Source organism: Amycolatopsis sp. NPDC088138, assembly GCF_044741685.1.
Lineage (GTDB): Bacteria > Actinomycetota > Actinomycetes > Mycobacteriales > Pseudonocardiaceae > Amycolatopsis.
On sequence record NZ_JBIUTB010000009.1, the window covers coordinates 172,248 to 190,050 of the forward strand.

Sequence of the window (17,803 nt, forward strand, 5' to 3'; positions counted from 1 at the left end):
TTTCTCCGCCGGGATGGTTGTAGACAGTCCCTCGGCTGATTGAAACGTTTTTATGGCGTCAGGAGACGTTCATGCGCCGGCTGGGAACCTCAACGAAGAGACGGGCCGCGGTCGTCGCGCTCGCGCTCGCCGCGGCGGTCGTGCCCGCGACCGCGAGCGCCGATCCCGCGCACGGCGGCCCGCAGTCGCCGACGTCGCTGCGGGCCGACGGCCAGACGTCGAACGTCGTGGCCGCCGGTCCACAGCCGACGTTCGCGTGGACGGTGAACGACACCGGACGCGCGGAAACCCAGACGGCGTACGAAATCCGCGTCGACGGCCCCCGGTCCCACTGGGACTCCGGGCGGGTCGTGTCGGGCAATTCGGTCGACGTCGCCTATACCGGGCCCGCCCTGGACAGCGACCGCACCTACCAGTGGTCGGTGCGCACTTGGAACAGCGAGGGCCGGACGTCGTCGTGGTCGGCGCCGGCGAAGTTCGACACGGGCCTGCTCCGGCCCGCCGACTGGACCGCCTGGTGGCTGCAGGCCGACGACGGCGCGCTCGTCCGCGGCACCTTCGACGTCACCAAGCCCGTCGCCCGCGCCCGGCTGTACCTCGGCGCGCAGGGGGTCGCCGAGCCGCACCTCAACGGCGCCCGCGTCCAGCCCGACCGGGCGCTCGACTCCGCGGTGACCGACTACGCCGCCCGCGTGCTCTACCGCGACCTCGACGTCACGAACCTGGTCAAGCCCGGCCGCAACGCCCTTGCGTTCATGACCGGGAAGGGCCAGTACACCGGCCGCCCGTCCGTCGTCGCGCAGCTGAACGTCACCTACGCCGACGGCTCGACCGCGCGCTTCGGCACCGACCTCGGCTGGAAGACCCAGGCGGGTCCGGTCACCGGTGACGACTTCTACTACGGCGAGACCTACGACGCCCGCAAGGAGATCGCGGGCTGGGACACCGCCGGGTTCGACGCGAGCGCCTGGCCCGCCGCGCGCGCCATCGCCCCGGCGTCGCACCGCCAGAGCCTGGCGCAGGGCAAGCCGGTCACCGCACTCGACACGACCACCTGCTGCGGCTGGTCCCCGGCCGCAGCGACCGACGGGATCGACGGCTCGAGCGACGCGTCGGAGGGCTACCACTCCGCCGTCGAAACCACCGCCGACAGCACGAAGTGGGCGCAGGTCGACCTCGGCTCGGCGCAGAAGATCGGCTCGGTGGCGCTGTTCCCGGCGCGCCCGACCAACGACCCCGCCGGTGACTTCGTCGGGGCCGGCTTCCCGGTGCGCTACCGGGTCCAGGTCAGTGACGACCCGGCGTTCGCCACCGCGACCACCGTCGCCGACCGCACGGACGCCGACCAGCCCAACCCGGGCACCGCGGCCGTCACCCTGCCCGCCGACGTCACCGGCCGGTACGTCCGGGTGACCGCGACGAAGCTCGCCTGCGCCGGCACGAGCTGCACCTTCCGGCTGGCCGAGATCGGCGTTTACGGCCCGCATCCCGCGGTGGTCGACAGCGGCGTCACGCAGCTGCTGCCCGACACGACCCCGCCGTCCCGGATCGTCGCGAACCACCAGGCGGTCAAGGAAACCCGGCCCGCGCCGGGGGTGCGCGTCTACGACTTCGGCCAGAACCGCACCGGGCAGGCGACGCTGCGGGCCGCACAGCCGGCCGGCACGACGGCGTCGCTGAAGAAGGGCGAGATCCTCGACGCGAACGGCCGCGTCTCGACCGCGAACATCAGCTTCAACGGCTCCGAGCCGCCGCGGCAGACCGACCACTACACCTTCCGCGGCACCGGCACCGAGACGTACCTGCCGCACTTCAACTACGCCGGCTTCCGCTACGCCGAGCTGACCGGCGTCCCCGACGACGCCGCCGTCACCGTGACCGCGCAGGAGATCCACACCGATGTCGCCTCGACGGGCCGGTTCGGCACCTCGGACCCGGGCCTCGACAAGATCCAGGCCGCCGTCACGCAGACCCAGCTGAACAACCTCGAGTCGATCCAGATGGACTGCCCGACCCGGGAACGCCACGGCTGGCTCGGCGACGCCGCCGACTCCGACCAGGAGGCGATGGCCAACTTCGACATGCAGGCGTTCTACACGAAGTGGCTCGGTGACATGGTGACCAGCCGGAACGCCGACGGCAGCCTGCCCTCGGTCGCGCCGGTCAACGGCCGCACCGACTGGGCCACCGACCCCGCGTGGGGGACCGCGTACCCGCAGATCATCTGGGACTCCTACACGCAGTACGGGAATTCGCAGCTGCTCGCCACGCACTACGACGACGTCAAGGCGTGGGTCGGCTACCTCGGCACGATCAGCGACGCCGACCACGTCGTCGTCAACCCGCCGACGTCCTGGGGTGACGACTGGCTTTCGACGGTCAGCACCCCGCACGGCTACTTCCAGACTGGCTTCTCCTACCTCGACGCGCAGCTCCTCGCGAAGATGGCCGGAGCGCTGGGCAAGCAGGCCGACGCCACGAGGTACAACGCACTGGCCGGGCAGATCGCGACGGGCTTCCTCAAGCGGTTCTACTCCGCCGACACCGGCGTCTTCGGCACCGGGACGCAGCTGTCCTACGCCCTGCCGCTCGCGTTCGGCCTCGTCCCGGCGGGCCGTGAGCAGTCCACAGTGGACCACCTGGTCGCCGACATCGCGGCGCACCAGAACCACGTCACGACCGGCTTCGTCGGCACCACCCTGGTGTTCCAGGCGCTCGGCAAGTACCAGCGCAACGACGTCGCGCTCGCGATCGCGCAGCGCACCGACTACCCGAGCTTCGGGTACATGGTGAACCAGGGCCCGGGAACCATCTGGGAGAAATGGGACAACTCTTCGGCACCGGACGGCACGTCGTCGAAGGACCACATCGGACTCGGCGGCGCGATCGGCCAGTGGTTCCAGCAGCAGCTCGCCGGGATCCAGCCGGGCACCCCCGGCTGGCGCGAGTTCACCCTCGCGCCCGCCGTCGCCGGGAACCTCACCCACGTGACGGCGCAGCAGCAGACCGTGCGGGGGAACGTGGTGAGTTCGTGGCAGCGCGACGGCAGCACGATCACTTACCACGCAACGATTCCGGTCGGTGCGAAGGCGACGATCCGGCTGCCGCTGCTCGGCGGCAAGCAGTCGTCGGTGCGGGAGAACGGGCGGACGATCTTCGTCGACAGCCACGCCGCCCAGTCCGACCCCGGGCTGAGCGTCGGCCGGGCCGACGACGAGACGCTCACCCTGACCGCCGGTTCGGGCGACTACACGTTCACCGTGACGCCGCCGCGCACGCCGTTCACCCGGCTCGCGCTCACCACGGGCACCCCCGCCGCCATCACCGCGGGCGGCAGCGGTGACATCCCGGTGGTCGTCGAAGGACGGTCCACTGTGTCCGGTCAGGCGACGCTCGGCGCGCAGGTGCCGTCGGGCTGGACCGTGACGGCGACCCCGGCCGGGATCCCGTTGACCCCGGCCACCTCCGAGACGCCCGCCAGCGTGCGGATCACCGTGCCCGCCGGGGCCAAGAGCGGTGTGTACCCGGTGACGGTGACCGTGAAGGCACCTCGCGGGGGAGAGGCGAAGACGACCGTGAACGTGCCCGTGTTCGGCAGCTGGGCGAGCGGCACCACGGCGTCGGCGTCGAGCGAGCACGCGCCGAACGTCGTCAACGGCGCCACTCGCACATACCTCGCGTCGAACGCGATCGACCACGACCTCGCGACGTTCTGGAACGACGACACCGACAGCCAGTACCCGGACACCCTGACCGTCACGGCGCCCGCCGCGACCGCGCTGACCGGCGTCGGCTTCGCGTCCAACCCGGACGGTGTCCCGACCGACTTCACCGTGCAGACCTGGGACGGCGCCCAGTGGGCCGACCAGGTCCACGTCACCGGCAACACCGCCGTCTACCGGTGGATCCCGTTCCCGGCGCCGGTGACCACGACCCAGGTGCGGATCGCCGTCGCGGCCGCACAGAACAGTTTCTCGAGGATCGCGGAGGTGACGCCGTGATACGGCGTGGAGCAGCCCTGATCGCGGCCGTGCTGATCACCGGCACGACCGTCCCCGCGGCCGCGGAGGCCGCACCCGCACCACCGAACGCCGCGTGCCCGTGGGTGGGGTCCCACGCACCCGTGGACAAGCGGGTCGCGCAGGTCCTCGGGCAGATGACGCTCGACGAGAAGATCACGATGGTGCACGGCACCGCCGCCGGCGGCTACACCGGCCGCGTCGCGGGCGACGACCGGCTGTGCATCCCGTCGCTGAAGATGGAGGACGGCCCGCTGGGGGTGAACCTGGGCAACACCACCCAGCTGCCCGCCGCGTCCGCCGTCGCCGCGTCGTTCGACTCATCGCTCGCCAAGACCTACGGGTCGGTGATCGGCGCCGAGGACAAGACGAAGGGTGTCGACGTCGACCTCGGCCCGACGATCAACATCGTGCGTGACCCGCGCTGGGGCCGGGCGTTCGAGTCCTACAGCGAGGACCCGTACCTGGCCGGGCAGATGGGCGCGGCCGACATCAACGGCGTCCAGTCCCAGGGCGTGATGGCGCAGGTGAAGCACTGGGCCGTCTACAACCAGGAGGAAAACCGCAACACCACCGCCGACAACGCGGTGATCGACGACCGGACCGTGCACGAGATCTACACCAGCGCGTTCGGGAACGTCGTCGCGAAGGCCAAGCCGTCGTCGGCGATGTGCTCGTACTCCTCGATCAACGGCACCTACGCCTGCGAGAACCCGTACCTCAACGACATCCTGAAGCAGGACTTCGGGTTCGACGGCTTCATCACGTCGGACTGGGGTGCCACGCACAGCGCGGCGCCGTCGGCGAACGCCGGGATGGACATGGAGATGCCCGGCCAGGACTTCTTCGGCGCCACGCTGAAGGCAGCCGTCCAAAGTGGACAGGTGCCGCAGTCCCGGGTGGACGACATGGTCACCCGCATCCTGCGTGAGGAGTTCCGCTTCGGGCTGTTCGACCACCCGTCGGCCGACACCCCGGACGCCGCCGCGTCCACCGCGGGGCACCTGGCCGTGGCGAAGAAGGCCGCCGAGGACGGCACCGTCCTGTTGAAGAACAACGGCTTGCTGCCGCTGGACGCGCACAAGCTGCACTCGGTCGCGGTGATCGGGGACGGCGCGGGCAAGAACACGCTCAGCTCCGGCGGCGGCAGCGCGCACATCGCCGGCACCGGCACGGTCACGCCGTTCGACGGCATCAAGGCGCGCGCGGGCTCCGGCATCAACGTCGAGTACGCGCAGGGCAACCTCGGCACCGGCAGCGCGCTGCCCCCGATCGAGAGCAGTGCGCTCAAGCCGCCGTCGGGCACCGGCAGCGGGCTGCAGGGCGACTACTACGCGAACACCGACTCGTCCGGGACGCCGGTGGTGACCCGCACCGATCCGCAGGTCGCGTTCACCTTCAGCGGGGCGCCCGCGCCCGGCGTGCCCGCGACGAACTTCTCGGCCAAGTGGACCGGCACGCTCACCGCCCCCGCGACCGGCACCTACACCCTCGGCCTGACCAGCGACGACGGCAGCCGGCTGCTCGTCAACGGGCAGCAGGTGATCGACAACTGGGGTGACCACGGCGCGCAGACCAAGACCGCGCAGGTCCCGCTGACCGCGAGCCAGGCGGTCCAGGTCGAGGTCGACTACTACCAGGGTGGCGGCGACGCCTCGGTCAGCCTCGGCTGGCTGCCGCCGGGGGAGGACCTCGTCGGGCAGGCGGCCGCGCTCGCCGCGAAGTCCGACGTCGCGGTCGTCTACGCCAACGACTACGAGTCCGAGGGTGGCGACCTCGACAACATCGATCTGCCCGCGGACCAGAACAAGCTGATCGACGCGGTCGCGGCGGCCAACCCGAACACCGTCGTCGTGCTCAACACCGGCTCCGCCGTGACGATGCCGTGGCTGGCGAAGGTCAAGGGCGTCTTCGAGGCCTGGTACCCGGGCCAGGAGGCGGGCAACGCGATCGCGTCGCTGCTCTTCGGCGACGTCGCGCCGTCGGGCAAGCTGCCGGTGACGTTCCCGACGTCGCTGGACCAGGTTCCGGCGTCCACTCCGGAGCAGTGGCCCGGTGTCGACGGCAAGGTCCAGTACTCCGAGGGCCTCGACGTCGGCTACCGCTGGTACGACCGGAAGAACCTGACTCCGTTGTACCCCTTCGGGTTCGGGCTCTCGTACACGAACTTCCGGTTCTCGAACCTGAAGGTGGACGGTGACACCCTGCGTGAGAACGGCCGGATCTCGGTCAGCGCCGACGTCACGAACACGGGTTCGCGGCGCGGCGCCGAGGTCGCCCAGCTGTACCTGAGCGATCCCGCGTCCACCGGGGAGCCGGTCAACCAGCTCAAGGGCTTCCAGAAGGTTGATCTCCAGCCGCGCCAGACGCAGCGGGTCCGGTTCGAGCTGACCGCGCAGGACGCGTCGTACTGGAGCACCGACGCGCACGCGTGGGAACTCGGCGTCGGCAAGTACACCGTCCGGGTCGGCGACTCGTCCCGTAACCTCCCGCTGTCGGGCGGTTTCCGCGTCGACCACACCACCGGCCCGCGGTTCACCAAGGTGGCCGCGCCCGCGATCGCGGCGCCCGGCAAGACCCTGTCGGTGACGACCACCTTCACCAACGGCGCCACCGAAGCCGTGCACGACGCTTCGACCAGCCTGGCCGTCCCGGCGGGCTGGAAGGTGACCCCGCGGACCCCGGCCGTCGCCCGGACGGTCCGGCCGGGGGAGTCGGTGGCGACCACCTGGTCGGTGACGGTCGGCGCGTCGGCGGCGCCCGGCCCGGTGTCGTTGTCCGCCGTCACCCGGTACGCGGGTGGCTCGGTCCGGGGAACGGTGAGCACGCAGGTCGCCTACCCGAACCTGGCCGCGGCGTACACGGACGTCGGCGTCACCGACGACGCGAACCCGGCGCCGGGCAACCTCGACGGCGCGGGCTTCAGCTTCTCCGCCCAGGCCCTGGACTCGGTGGGTGTCCACCCCGGCGGCTCGGTGACGAGCGGCGCGGCGACGTTCACCTGGCCGGACGTCCCGGCCGGGCAGCCGGACACGGTGACCACGGCCGGCCAGAGCGTCACGCTGGCCGGCTCGGGGACGGCGCTGAACCTGCTGACCACCGGCACGAACGGCACCCAGAGCGGCCCGGTCACCGTGACGTACACCGACGGCACGACGTCGACCTCGACGCTCACCGTCGCGGACTGGTACGCCAACCAGGCCGTCCCGGGTTGTGTGCTCGTGGCGACGACGCCGTACTGGAACCGGCCCGCGGGGAGTACGTACCCGCACGACCAGAAGGTGAGTCTCTACGCGGCTTCCGTGCCGCTGACGGCGTCGAAACAGGTCGCGTACCTGACTCTGCCGGCGAACAAGCAGCTGCACGTCTTCGCGACGGCGTTCACCGCGTGAAGCCGTAGCGCAGGAACCGCATGGCGTCGCGGAACGGGGGCACGTGGGCGAAGGCCCGCGTCGCCGCCCGGGCCGCGGCGCCGGTCTGGTGCCCGCCGATGAGGTCGACGGCGGACCGTTCGTCGAGCAGCCGCAGCGGCGGGTGCTGGGCCGCGAAGGCTTCCGGCGCGGGCATCGCCCAGCGGAAGCCGGTGTCGGCCCGGCGCATCGACGGCTGCATCCCGGCGACCGTCTTGACCCACGGCGCCACGCCGTCGAAAACGAGACGGCCGGTGGGGAAGTGCTGAAGCGCCCGGTCGACCAGGTGGTCCACGTCGTCCGGGGCGAGGTACATCAGCAGGCCCTCGGCCAGCACCAGCGCGGGCCGGTCGGCCGGGATCTCGTCCCACCACGCGGCCTCGGTGACCGACGAGCCCACCGTGCGGACGCCCTCGATCGACCCGTAGAGGCGTTCGCGGAGTTCGATGACGTCGGGGTAGTCGACGTCGATCCACTGGGCCGTCGCCGGGCGGGTGATGCGCAGCGGGCGGCTGTCGAGGCCGCAGGCCAGGTGCAGCACGAGGCCGTCGGGGTGGCCGGTGAGGAAGTCGCGGGTCCAGGCGTCGAACTGCCGGGCGCGGGTCGCGATCAGCGGCGCGTTGCCCTTGAGGTTGCCGAGGCGGCCGAAGTCGTAGTCGATCCGGTCGACGACGTCCTGCGCGAACCGGTCGCCCAGGATCGGCGTCCGGCGGCGGTTGTCGAGGGCGCGCAGGTACAGCGCCATCAGCAAGGTTTCCTTCTCCTGGCTCAGGCGGACCTGTTCGGTCATCGGGGGTCTCCGTTCTCCGGTCGCAGGAGCGAGCCGACCCAGTGGTAGACGGACCGGGCGGCGCGCAGCCGGGACGCGCGTTCGGCGTCGGGGCCGACGAGGTCGAGGCCGCGTTCGAGGACGCCCTCGAACGCGCTCATGCCTTCGATGCGCCGGCGGACGGCGGTTTCCCAGCCCTGGTCGTCGAGGCGGTAGTAGGCGGTGCGGTCGCCGGCCCGGGTGTAGCGGCGGACCAGCCCGGTGGCGGTGAGGGAGCGGATGTTCGCCGTCATCGACGCGCGGCTCGCCTTGATCCCGGCGGCGATGTCGGCCGCGGACTGCTCCGGGGGCTCGCAGATCATCAGCCAGCCCAGGATGCGCCCGGTGATCGGCGGCAGCCCTTCTTGGCGCGCGAAGAAGGCCGAAACCTGCTCTATCCAGGCTTCCTCGTCGGTCATGTTCGTGTCTTCAGTCATTACAGTCATGACTGTAACACGGATCCGTTGTGACCCGGGTCACTCGCAGGCGCAGTTTCTGTGATCCAGGATGGGCGGGCCCGGTCTCCTGGACGTACGGGAAAGTCGTCGGCGGAGTGAGGGTGGGGACGTGATCGGTCAGAAGCGGCTGGCGCAGGCAGACGTGGCGCAGGTGACCGCCGCGCGGGCCGGCGATCGCACGGCGCTCGACGCCCTGGTCGCGGCCTACCTGCCGCTGGTCTACAGCATCGCCGGCCGCGCGCTCACCTCGGACGCCGACGTCGACGACGTGGTGCAGGAGACCATGCTGCGCGTCCTCCGGGGCATCGAGACCCTGCGCGAGCCCGCCCGGTTCCGGTCGTGGCTGGTCGCGGTGACGATCAACCAGATCCGCGAGCACCACCGCCGCCGGAGCGCGGCCCCGGCCCCGCTGGCGGAGTACGACGAGCGCCCGGACCCCGACGCCGAGTTCACCGACATCGCCCTGGCGAGGCTGCACATCGCCGAGCAGCGCCGAGAGGTCGACGAGGCCGCCCGCTGGCTCGACCCGGCGGACCGCGAGCTGCTGGCCCTGTGGACCCTCGAGCGCGCGGGTCACCTCACGCGCACGGAGGTGGCCGAGGCCCTGCGCCTGGACGCCCACCTGGTGACGGTCCGGGTGAGCAGGCTGAAGACCCGCCTGGAAGCGGTCCGGCCGTTGGTGCGGGCGCTGGCCGCGGAGCCGGGTTGTGTCGCGCTGGAGCAGGCCTCGGCGGGATGGTCGGGCCGCCCGGGTCCGTTGTGGCGCAAGCGGTTCCTCCGGCACGTGGAGGAGTGCGCGCGCTGCCGCCTCGAAGCCGATGACGCGGTGCCGGTGGAGCGGATTCTCACTGGTGCGGCGTTGCTGGTTATTCCGTTCGGGTACCTGCCGCAGCTGCTGACCAATCTGAGCGACATGCTTTCCGGCCCGGCGGCGAGTGGCGCCTTTGGTGCCGCTGGGACCGCCGCCGCCGGGAGCGGTGCGGCCGCTGGAGCAGGTATGGCTGCTGGTGCGGGTGGCGCCGGAAGTGCTGCCGCCGCAGGAGGAAGCATGGCTGCTGGCGCTGGAAGCGGTGCGGCCGCGAGTGCAGCCGCCACAGCAAGTCCAGCCGCCATCGCGGGTGCGGGTGCCCTTGCCGCCGGTGGTGCCGTAGCGACCGGTTTCCTCGCCCGGCTCCTCACCGCCAAGCCCTTCCTCGCGGCCGCCGGCGCGGCGATCGTCTGCGCCCTCGGCGTGGCCGGGATCGTGGGCCTTTCCCAACCCGACCAACCGATCCAGCCGCCCGCCGCGCTGGCCGGGGGTACCTCCCAGCCTGCACCGAAGCCGGTCACCGAGCCGGACACCGCCCCGACAGCTCCGCCGGTGGCGAGTACCGAAGCGGCAACATCCACCACACCGCAATCCACTGCGCCACAACCGAAACCCCCACAGACCAGCACGACGCCGCACGTCGCCACGCCCGCGGAACGCGTCCTCGCGATGATCAACGGCCAGCGTGCCGCGGCCGGACTTCCTGCCCTGCGGATGGATCCCGCGCTGGTCACCAGCGCCGCCGGACACAACCGGGCGATGGCCGGCGGGTGCGGGCTGTCGCACCAGTGCCCCGGCGAGGCGCCGTTCGGCGACCGGGAGCACGCCGCCGGTGCGCAGTGGACCTCGGCCGGTGAGAACGTCGGGACCGGTGGCCCGGTCGCCGACGCGGCCGATCCGATCGCGCGGATGGCTCTCGGGCTGACCCAGAGCATGCACGACGAGAAGCCGCCGGACGACGGCCACCGCCGCAACATCCTCAGCACGTCGTTCACCCGGGTCGGCATCTCCGTCACCCGCGACGCCCGCGGAACGGTGTGGCTGACCCAGGACTTCGCGGGCGGCTGACGCCGTCCGATCGCGCGACCAAGTGGCGTCCTCCTGACGGAGCAACGCCGCTTAGTCGTAAATTTACTCATCCATGTCAAGTTCTTGCAGATCGTCTCCCGGTTGTTGCATGCTCGTACGACTCTGGCTCCCCTCCTGCTGTTCTCGAAGAAGAGAAGACGCCATGACACGTATGCGCCTGTCCCGGCTCGTCGCAGGTCTCCTCGCTGCGGGGCTCACCCTCACCGGGCTCGCCTCCGCGGCCGGTGCGGCACCGCCGTCACCATCGTTGCCACTGTCACCACCGGAAACCGCCCAGTCCCGGCCCGCCGCGCTCGCGGACGTGCCCCTGACCCGCACCGTCTCGGCCAGCAGCTCGCTGCCTGGCTTCCCCGTCGCCAACGCCGTCGACGGGAACCAGGACACCTACTGGGAGTCCGCGAACAACGCGTTCCCGCAGTGGATCCAGGCCGACCTCGGCTCGGCGAAGACACTCTCGCGGATCGTGCTGAAACTGCCCGCGGCCTGGGAATCCCGCACCCAGACCCTCGCCGTGCGCGGCAGCACCGACGGCACCTCGTTCACCGACCTCATCGCATCGAGCGGGTACGCGTTCGCCCCCGGCGGCAACACCGTGACGATCCCGGTGACGGCTTCGACCCGGTACGTGCGGCTGAACGTCACCGCCAACACCCAGTGGCCGGCCGCGCAGCTGTCGGAGTTCGAGCTCTACGGCGCGGACACCGGGGACACGCAGGCGCCGTCCGCGCCCGCGAACCTCGCGCTGACCGAGCCCGGCTCCGGCCAGATCCGGCTGGGCTGGTCGGCTTCGACGGACAACGTCGGCGTCACCGGCTACACCGTCTACCGCGACAACGCGCTCGTCACGACGATCACCGGCACCACGTTCACCGAGACGCGGCCCGCGGGCACCCGCGTCGAGTACTTCGTGCGGGCCAAGGACGCCGCCGGCAACGAGTCCGCCGACAGCAACCACGTGGTGCGCCAAGGCACCCAGGTCGGCCAGAACCTGGCCGCGGGCAAGCCGATCGAGGCGTCCTCGACGGTCAACGACTTCGTCGCCGCCAACGCCAACGACGGCAACACCACCACCTACTGGGAGTCCGCCTCGGGCTACCCGAACACGCTGACGGTCAAGCTCGGCGCCAACGCCGACCTCGACTCGGTCGTCGTGAAGCTCAACCCGGACGCGGCCTGGGGCGCGCGGACGCAGAACTTCGAGGTCCTCGGCCGTGACCAGGGCTCGACCGCGTTCACCTCGCTGAAGGCCCGTGCCGACTACCGCTTCGACCCGGCGGCCAACCAGAACTCGGTGACGATCCCGGTCAGCGGGCGGGTCGCGGACGTGCGGCTGCAGTTCTCCGCCAACTCCGGCGCCCCCGGCGGCCAGGTCGCCGAGTTCCAGGTGCTCGGCGCCCCGGCGCCGAACCCGGACCTGGTCGTCACCGGCACGACCTGGACCCCGGCGAACCCGACCGAGACCAGCCAGCTCGCGGTCTCGGCGACCGTGAAGAACGCGGGTACCGCGAACGCGAGCGCCACGACGGTCAACGTCAGCCTCGGCGGCACCGTCGTCGGCAACGGGGCCGTCGCCGCGCTCGCCGCGGGCGCGTCCGCCACGGTCACGGTGAACGCCGGCACCCGGCCGCAGGGCACCTACAGCGTGTCCGCGACCGTCGACCCGGCCAACACCGTCGTGGAACAGAACGACAGCAACAACACCTTCACGTCCCCGACGCAGCTCGTCATCGCGCAGGCGCCGGGGCCCGACCTCGAGGTCACCGGGATCACGTCGAACCCGCCGAACCCGGCGGTCGGCGCGGCGGTGTCGTTCACCGTCGCGGTGCACAACCGCGGCACGAGCAGCTCGGGCAGCTCCGTCACCCGGCTGACCGTCGGCGGCACCACGCTGGACGCCACCACCGGCGCGATCGCGGCCGGCGCGACGGCGAACGTCGCGGTGCCGGGCACGTGGACCGCGACCAACGGCGGCGCGACGCTCACCGCGACGGCCGACGCGACGAACACCGTCGCGGAGACCAACGAGTCCAACAACGGGCTCTCACGGGCGATCGTCGTCGGCCGCGGCGCGGCGGTGCCGTACACCGAGTACGAGGCGGAAGCCGCGCAATACCAGGGCCAGCTGCTCACGGCCGACCCGCTGCGCACGTTCGGGCACACGAACTTCGCGACCGAGTCGTCGGGCCGACAGTCCGTGCGGCTGGCGAGCCAGGGCCAGTACGTGGAGGTCACGTCCACGAACCAGTCGAACTCGATCGTGGTGCGCAACTCGGTGCCCGACGCCGCGGCCGGCGGTGGGCAGGACTACACGCTCAGCCTGTACGTCAACGGCGCGTTCGCCCAGAAGCTGACGCTGTCCTCGACGCACAGCTGGCTCTACGGCACCACCGACGACCCCGAAGGCCTCACCAACCGGCCCGGGGGAGACGCGCGGCGGCTGTTCGACGAGTCGCACGCGCTGCTGGCGCAGTCGTACCCGCCGGGCACGAAGTTCAAGCTGCAGCGGGACAGTGGCGACAACGCGTCGTTCTACGTCATCGACCTGGTCGACCTGGAGCAGGTCGCGCCGGCGACGGCCAAGCCGGCCGAGTGCACGTCGATCACCGAGTACGGCGCGGTACCGAACGACGGCGTCGACGACTCGACGGCGATCCAGCGCGCGGTCACCGACGACCAGAACGGCGTCATCGCCTGCGTCTGGATCCCCGAAGGCCAGTGGCGGCAGGAGAAGAAGATCCTGACCGACGACCCGAACGTGCCCAACGGCGGCGGCCAGTACAACCAGATCGGCATCTCCAACGTGACGGTCAAGGGCGCCGGCATGTGGCGCTCGCAGCTGTACTCGCTGATCCAGCCGCAGGACGCGGGCACGATCAACCACCCGCACGAGGGCAACTTCGGGTTCGACATCGACAAGAACGTCCAGATCTCCGACATCGCCATCTTCGGCTCCGGCCGGATCCGCGGCGGCGACGGCAACGCGGAAGGCGGCGTGGGCCTCAACGGCCGGTTCGGCACCGGCACGAAGATCTCGAACGTCTGGATCGAGCACGCGAACGTGGCCGTGTGGGTCGGCCGGGACTACACCAACATCCCGGCGCTGTGGGGTCCGGGTGACGGCCTGGAGTTCAGCGGCATGCGGATCCGCGACACCTACGCCGACGGCATCAACTTCACCAACGGCACCAGGAACTCGCGGGTGTTCAACTCGTCGTTCCGCACCACCGGTGACGACTCGCTCGCGGTGTGGGCGAGCCAGTACGTGAAGGACACGTCGGTGGACATCGGGCACGACAACGCGTTCACCAACAACACGATCCAGCTTCCGTGGCGCGCCAACGGGATCGCGATCTACGGCGGGTACGGGAACAAGATCGAGAACAACCTCGTCTACGACACGATGAACTACCCGGGCATCATGCTGGCGACCGACCACGACCCGCTGCCCTTCTCCGGGCAGACGCTGATCGCCAACAACGCCCTGTACCGCTGCGGCGGCGTGTTCTGGGGCGAGCAGCAGAAGTTCGGCGCGATCACGTTCTTCGCGCAGAGCAAGGACATCCCGGGGGTGACGTTGCGGGACACCGAGATCCACGACTCGACCTACGACGGCATCCAGTTCAAGACGGGCGGCGGCGTGGTGACCGCGGCGGTCACGAACGTCAAGATCGACAAGTCGAACAACGGCGCGGGCATCCTCGCGATGAGCGGCGCCCGCGGCAGCGCGACCCTGACGAACGTGTCGATCACGAACTCGTCGACCGGCAACGTGGTCGTCGAGCCGGGTTCGCAGTTCGTGATCAACGGGGCGCCGATCCCGGCGGTGGTTTCTTCGGGCCGCCGCGAGACGAGGTAACGCTGGTGCCGGGGCGGGTGAGAGCCGCCCCGGCTTCACGCGTAAGTGGGGACCACCGAGAACACTTCGAGGTCGCTCGGCGCGCCCTTCGCGCGGAACTTGCGCCGCCGCCGGACGGTGAACCGGTCGCGGTCGAGGTTCGCCAGCACGTCCCCGGTGATGAGGACCTCGCCGCCGCCGGCGGCGTCCATGATCCGGGCCGCGATGTTGACGTCGACGCCGAAGTAGTCGCGGCCGACCCGGCGCGGGCGGCCGGTGTGCAGGCCCGCCCGCAGCTGGGGGCGATAGCCGCCGAGATCGATCGCGCTGACCGCGCCGCACGTCTCGTACGCCGCTTCGACCGCGGCCGCGGGATCGGCGAAGGCGGCCATCAAGCCGTCGCCCAGTCCCTTCACGACCCGGCCGCGGTGCCGGGCGATCGTCGCCTCGCTCGCGGTCGACACCGCGCGCAGGAGTTCGAGGGCCCGCGCGTCGCCGACGTCGAGGGCCCAGCTCGAGAAGCCGACCAGGTCGGTGAACACGATCGTCGTCTCGCCGGTGTCGCTTTCGCGGCCCTGGGCGACGGCCTGCCACACCTGCACCGCGGCCAGGCCCAGCTCGCGCATCGCGCTGGGCTGTTCGGCTTTCGCCTCGGCCAGCAGCCGCGCCACCCGGTCGGACGGGTGGCCCGCGGTGGTCGACAGCGCGTCGCCGAGGTCGCGGTCGCCGGGCACCAGCCGCCGCACCGCGCGGGCGGACCGGATCAGGCCCGGCCGCCGGTCGGCCGCCCGCAGCAGGTCGACGAACCGGGACGCTTTCCGCGTCCGGTCCGGCTGTCCGTCGTGGCTGTCCGTCACCGGCCGCATGCTACCGGGCGGTAGCCCGCCCGGCGCCCGGAACGTGACGGGCCCCGCTCGTCGCGGTCGTGCGCGGGGTCAGGCCCGGCCGTCGACGAGGGTGTCCTTGATCGAGCCGAGGTAGCTCGACAGCGCGACCGGCTGGCGTCCGGTCAGCTGGGTGTAGCGGCTCGAGTCCGGTGCCATGCTGGTCCCGCGCCGGAGTACCGCGGCCGCCACGTTGGGGATGTGCGACGCCATGTCCGCGTTCACGACGCCGGCCAGTTCGGCCTTCCACTCGTCCACGCCGATCGGCTCGAACCGCACGGGCTTGCCGAGGACGCCGGTCAGCACGTCGGCGACTTCCTGGTGGGTCAGCAGTTCGGTGCCGGGGATCTCGGCGAGGGGACCGTCGAACAGCTCGGGCCGGGTCAGGGCGCGGACGGCCAGCTCCGCGGCGTCCTTGCCGTTGATCCAGGACAGCGTCGAAGCGCCGAACGCGTTGCGGATGACGTCGTCGTCGGCGAGGGACCGGCCGTGCAGGAGGGGGAGGTTTTCGTGGAACAGCGCCATGACGCGCAGCACGAACACGTCGATCCCGGCCCAGCGCAGGACTTCCTCGGCCAGCCACTGCTCGCGGCCGAGGGCGCTCGGGTGCTCGGGGTGCGCGGGCGCCATGGACAGCACGACGGTCCGGATCGGGCGGCCGGCCCGCCGGACCGCCTCGGCCCAGTTCGCCGCGGCCGAGACGACCCCGCCGGCGACCGGATAGGCGAAGTAGGCCTGCTCGACGCCCTCCAGGGCCGGCTCGAGGGTCCGCCGATCGTGCAGATCCCCGACGGCGACCTCGGCACCGAGCGTCTGCAGCGCGCGGCTGGCGTCCGATTCGCGGCGGACGAGGATCCGCACGGGGACGCCGTCCTCCAGCAGCCGCTGGGCCAGATGGGTCCCGGTGCTCCCGTGCCGCCCGCCCGCACCGGTGACGAGGATCGTTCCGCTCATCGTGCTCCGTCCGTCGAAAGATGACTTCGACATGCTAAGTCCTGAAATAGGACTCAGTGGAGTGCGCTGCGCCACAGTGCGGATGCCCAGCCGGCTTCGGGAGAGGGGGTCCCGGCTCCGCCGCACCGAGGGAGGGGAGCGCGGCGGAACCGGGGATCCGGCCCGTCCGCGAGGGGGGAGTGCCGGGCGGGCCGTGGTTCAGGCATTCCCGCCGCGGGCAGGGGGCGAAACCTGGCAAACCGGTGAACGGTCGCTCGCCCGACGTGGAACCGGTGCCGGCGCCCGCACTGCTCGGGACGGTCGGGGGGAAGCCGTCCCGGGCCGCGGACACCGGCACCGGTGGTCGACGACGACCGCGCCTGGGGCCTCCGTCTGAAGGTAAGACGCGATTCGCTGCGCGACCGTTACAGCTGCCGGGTCAGGCCGGGCAGAAGCGCAAGAAATCGATGCACAACCGATGCGCGCGGTAAGAGTCCACTGTGGACGGCAAAGGTCACTGCTGCTTGCCGGTCGCCATGTCGGCCAGCCGGGCCAGCGACTCCTTGTTGCGGGGAACCAGCAGCAAGCTTTGCACGGCCTCCGGCAGCAGCCGGCCCGGGCCCCGGACGACGTGCTCGGTCATCGTGACCAGCGTCCGCGCGCCGCCGTCGCGCGGGTCGAGGGTGAGCCCGACCGCGGCGACGCCGGTCGGCCACGCCTTCGCCTCCAGCGACAGCGACCGGCGGGGTTCCACCGCGGTCACCTTGGTCTCGTCCTCGAGCTGCAGCGGCCAGGAGCCGACGCTGTGGTGGATCCGGCACCCGGGCGCGGGCCAGCCCTCGTCGACGGCGCGGATGTGCGAACTGCCCACCACCCACCCGCCGTAGGACCAGCCGTCGGCGAGGACCGCGAAGACGGCCTCCGGTGACGCGTCGACCACTCGGCTGACCTCGGCCATGGTGTGCTCCGTTCGTTGCGCAGGCTCGCCGGATACCCCGGCCCCGGCCGTTCCACGCGCCACCGGACGGCGTGATCGGGAGCGGGCGGCTACCGTGACGCTCATGGAGTCCTCGGAGCAGGACCCGACCCGGGCCTTGGAGCGTGGGCTCGGTGCATACGTGCGGGCCGTCGCCACCGCCGTCGGAGTTCCCGCGGAAGGCACGACGGTCGAGATCAGCGACACGGCCACGGCCTACCTCGCCCTGTCACGCCCGTGGCCGGGCCGGCCACGCCACGACGTGATGCTGTTGTGGAGTGAGAAGCGCGGCTGGACGGTCGCGGTGGAGACCGCGCCCGACGAGGACCCGGTCGTCATCGCGCGGTGGGCGGGCGACGAGCTCGTGCCCCCACCTCGGGAGGTGACGCGGTTCGTCGACGACGCCGCGTCCGGCAGGCACGCGGAGCCGAAGAGCCCGCCGCCGTCCGGCGTCACCCGTCAGGTGCTGGCCCGGCAGCTGGGTGAATACGTTCCCGGCCGGCCGTAGACCCTCCGATCCGCCGTTGTGGGCAGCACGGCGCCTGTGCCACGGTCGAGGCTGACAACGTTGTCTCCGGGAAGG

At 71.5% G+C, this 17,803-nt stretch carries 10 protein-coding genes; 5 read left to right on the plus strand and 5 right to left on the minus strand.

Annotated features, from left to right (window positions below; all coding sequences use genetic code 11):
* The first annotated feature begins 71 nt into the window (after positions 1 to 71).
* Positions 72 to 4,001, plus strand: coding sequence for a family 78 glycoside hydrolase catalytic domain (locus tag ACIOD2_RS45200; protein ID WP_400551771.1), 3,930 nt, complete (start codon positions 72 to 74; stop codon positions 3,999 to 4,001).
* Positions 3,998 to 7,411, plus strand: a complete 3,414-nt coding sequence (locus ACIOD2_RS45205) for a glycoside hydrolase family 3 C-terminal domain-containing protein (protein WP_400551772.1) — start codon at positions 3,998 to 4,000, stop codon at positions 7,409 to 7,411. Before ACIOD2_RS45200 ends, ACIOD2_RS45205 begins: the two co-directional genes overlap by 4 nt.
* Here ACIOD2_RS45205 and ACIOD2_RS45210 read toward each other — a convergent pair.
* Both ACIOD2_RS45210 and ACIOD2_RS45215 read right to left on the minus strand, forming a co-directional pair.
* Positions 7,401 to 8,219, minus strand: coding sequence for a class I SAM-dependent methyltransferase (locus ACIOD2_RS45210; protein ID WP_400551773.1), 819 nt, complete (start codon positions 8,217 to 8,219; stop codon positions 7,401 to 7,403). The genes ACIOD2_RS45205 and ACIOD2_RS45210 overlap by 11 nt on opposite strands.
* Positions 8,216 to 8,674 (minus strand): GbsR/MarR family transcriptional regulator, encoded by a 459-nt coding sequence (locus tag ACIOD2_RS45215; RefSeq protein ID WP_400551774.1) that lies wholly within the window; start codon positions 8,672 to 8,674, stop codon positions 8,216 to 8,218. The genes ACIOD2_RS45210 and ACIOD2_RS45215 overlap by 4 nt, the downstream gene beginning before the upstream one ends.
* Positions 8,675 to 8,804: 130 nt before the next feature.
* Between ACIOD2_RS45215 and ACIOD2_RS45220 the strand changes: the two genes are divergently transcribed.
* Positions 8,805 to 10,571, plus strand: coding sequence for a sigma-70 family RNA polymerase sigma factor (locus tag ACIOD2_RS45220; protein ID WP_400551775.1), 1,767 nt, complete (start codon positions 8,805 to 8,807; stop codon positions 10,569 to 10,571).
* A 163-nt stretch (positions 10,572 to 10,734) separates the two neighbouring features.
* Positions 10,735 to 14,448: a CARDB domain-containing protein gene (locus tag ACIOD2_RS45225; protein ID WP_400551776.1), complete on the plus strand. Its 3,714-nt coding sequence runs from the start codon at positions 10,735 to 10,737 to the stop codon at positions 14,446 to 14,448.
* A gap of 35 nt (positions 14,449 to 14,483) precedes the next feature.
* On the opposite strand, the gene ACIOD2_RS45230 is transcribed toward ACIOD2_RS45225, so the two are convergent.
* The 3 genes from ACIOD2_RS45230 to ACIOD2_RS45240 all read right to left on the minus strand — a co-directional run bounded on the left by ACIOD2_RS45230 (position 14,484) and on the right by ACIOD2_RS45240 (position 17,202).
* Positions 14,484 to 15,293: an adenylate/guanylate cyclase domain-containing protein gene (locus ACIOD2_RS45230; protein ID WP_400551777.1), complete on the minus strand. Its 810-nt coding sequence runs from the start codon at positions 15,291 to 15,293 to the stop codon at positions 14,484 to 14,486.
* A 69-nt stretch (positions 15,294 to 15,362) separates the two neighbouring features.
* A complete protein-coding gene (locus tag ACIOD2_RS45235; RefSeq protein WP_400551778.1) occupies positions 15,363 to 16,265 on the minus strand; it encodes an NmrA family NAD(P)-binding protein in 903 nt (300 codons plus the stop codon).
* A 493-nt stretch (positions 16,266 to 16,758) separates the two neighbouring features.
* The gene (locus tag ACIOD2_RS45240) at positions 16,759 to 17,202 is read right to left on the minus strand and encodes an SRPBCC family protein (protein ID WP_400551779.1); all 444 of its coding nucleotides are present in this window, start codon (positions 17,200 to 17,202) and stop codon (positions 16,759 to 16,761) included.
* A 103-nt stretch (positions 17,203 to 17,305) separates the two neighbouring features.
* On the opposite strand from ACIOD2_RS45240, the gene ACIOD2_RS45245 reads away from it, so the two are divergent.
* Entirely contained in the window at positions 17,306 to 17,728 is a 423-nt protein-coding gene (locus tag ACIOD2_RS45245) for a DUF6292 family protein (RefSeq protein ID WP_400551780.1), read from the plus strand.
* The last annotated feature ends 75 nt before the right edge of the window (positions 17,729 to 17,803 follow it).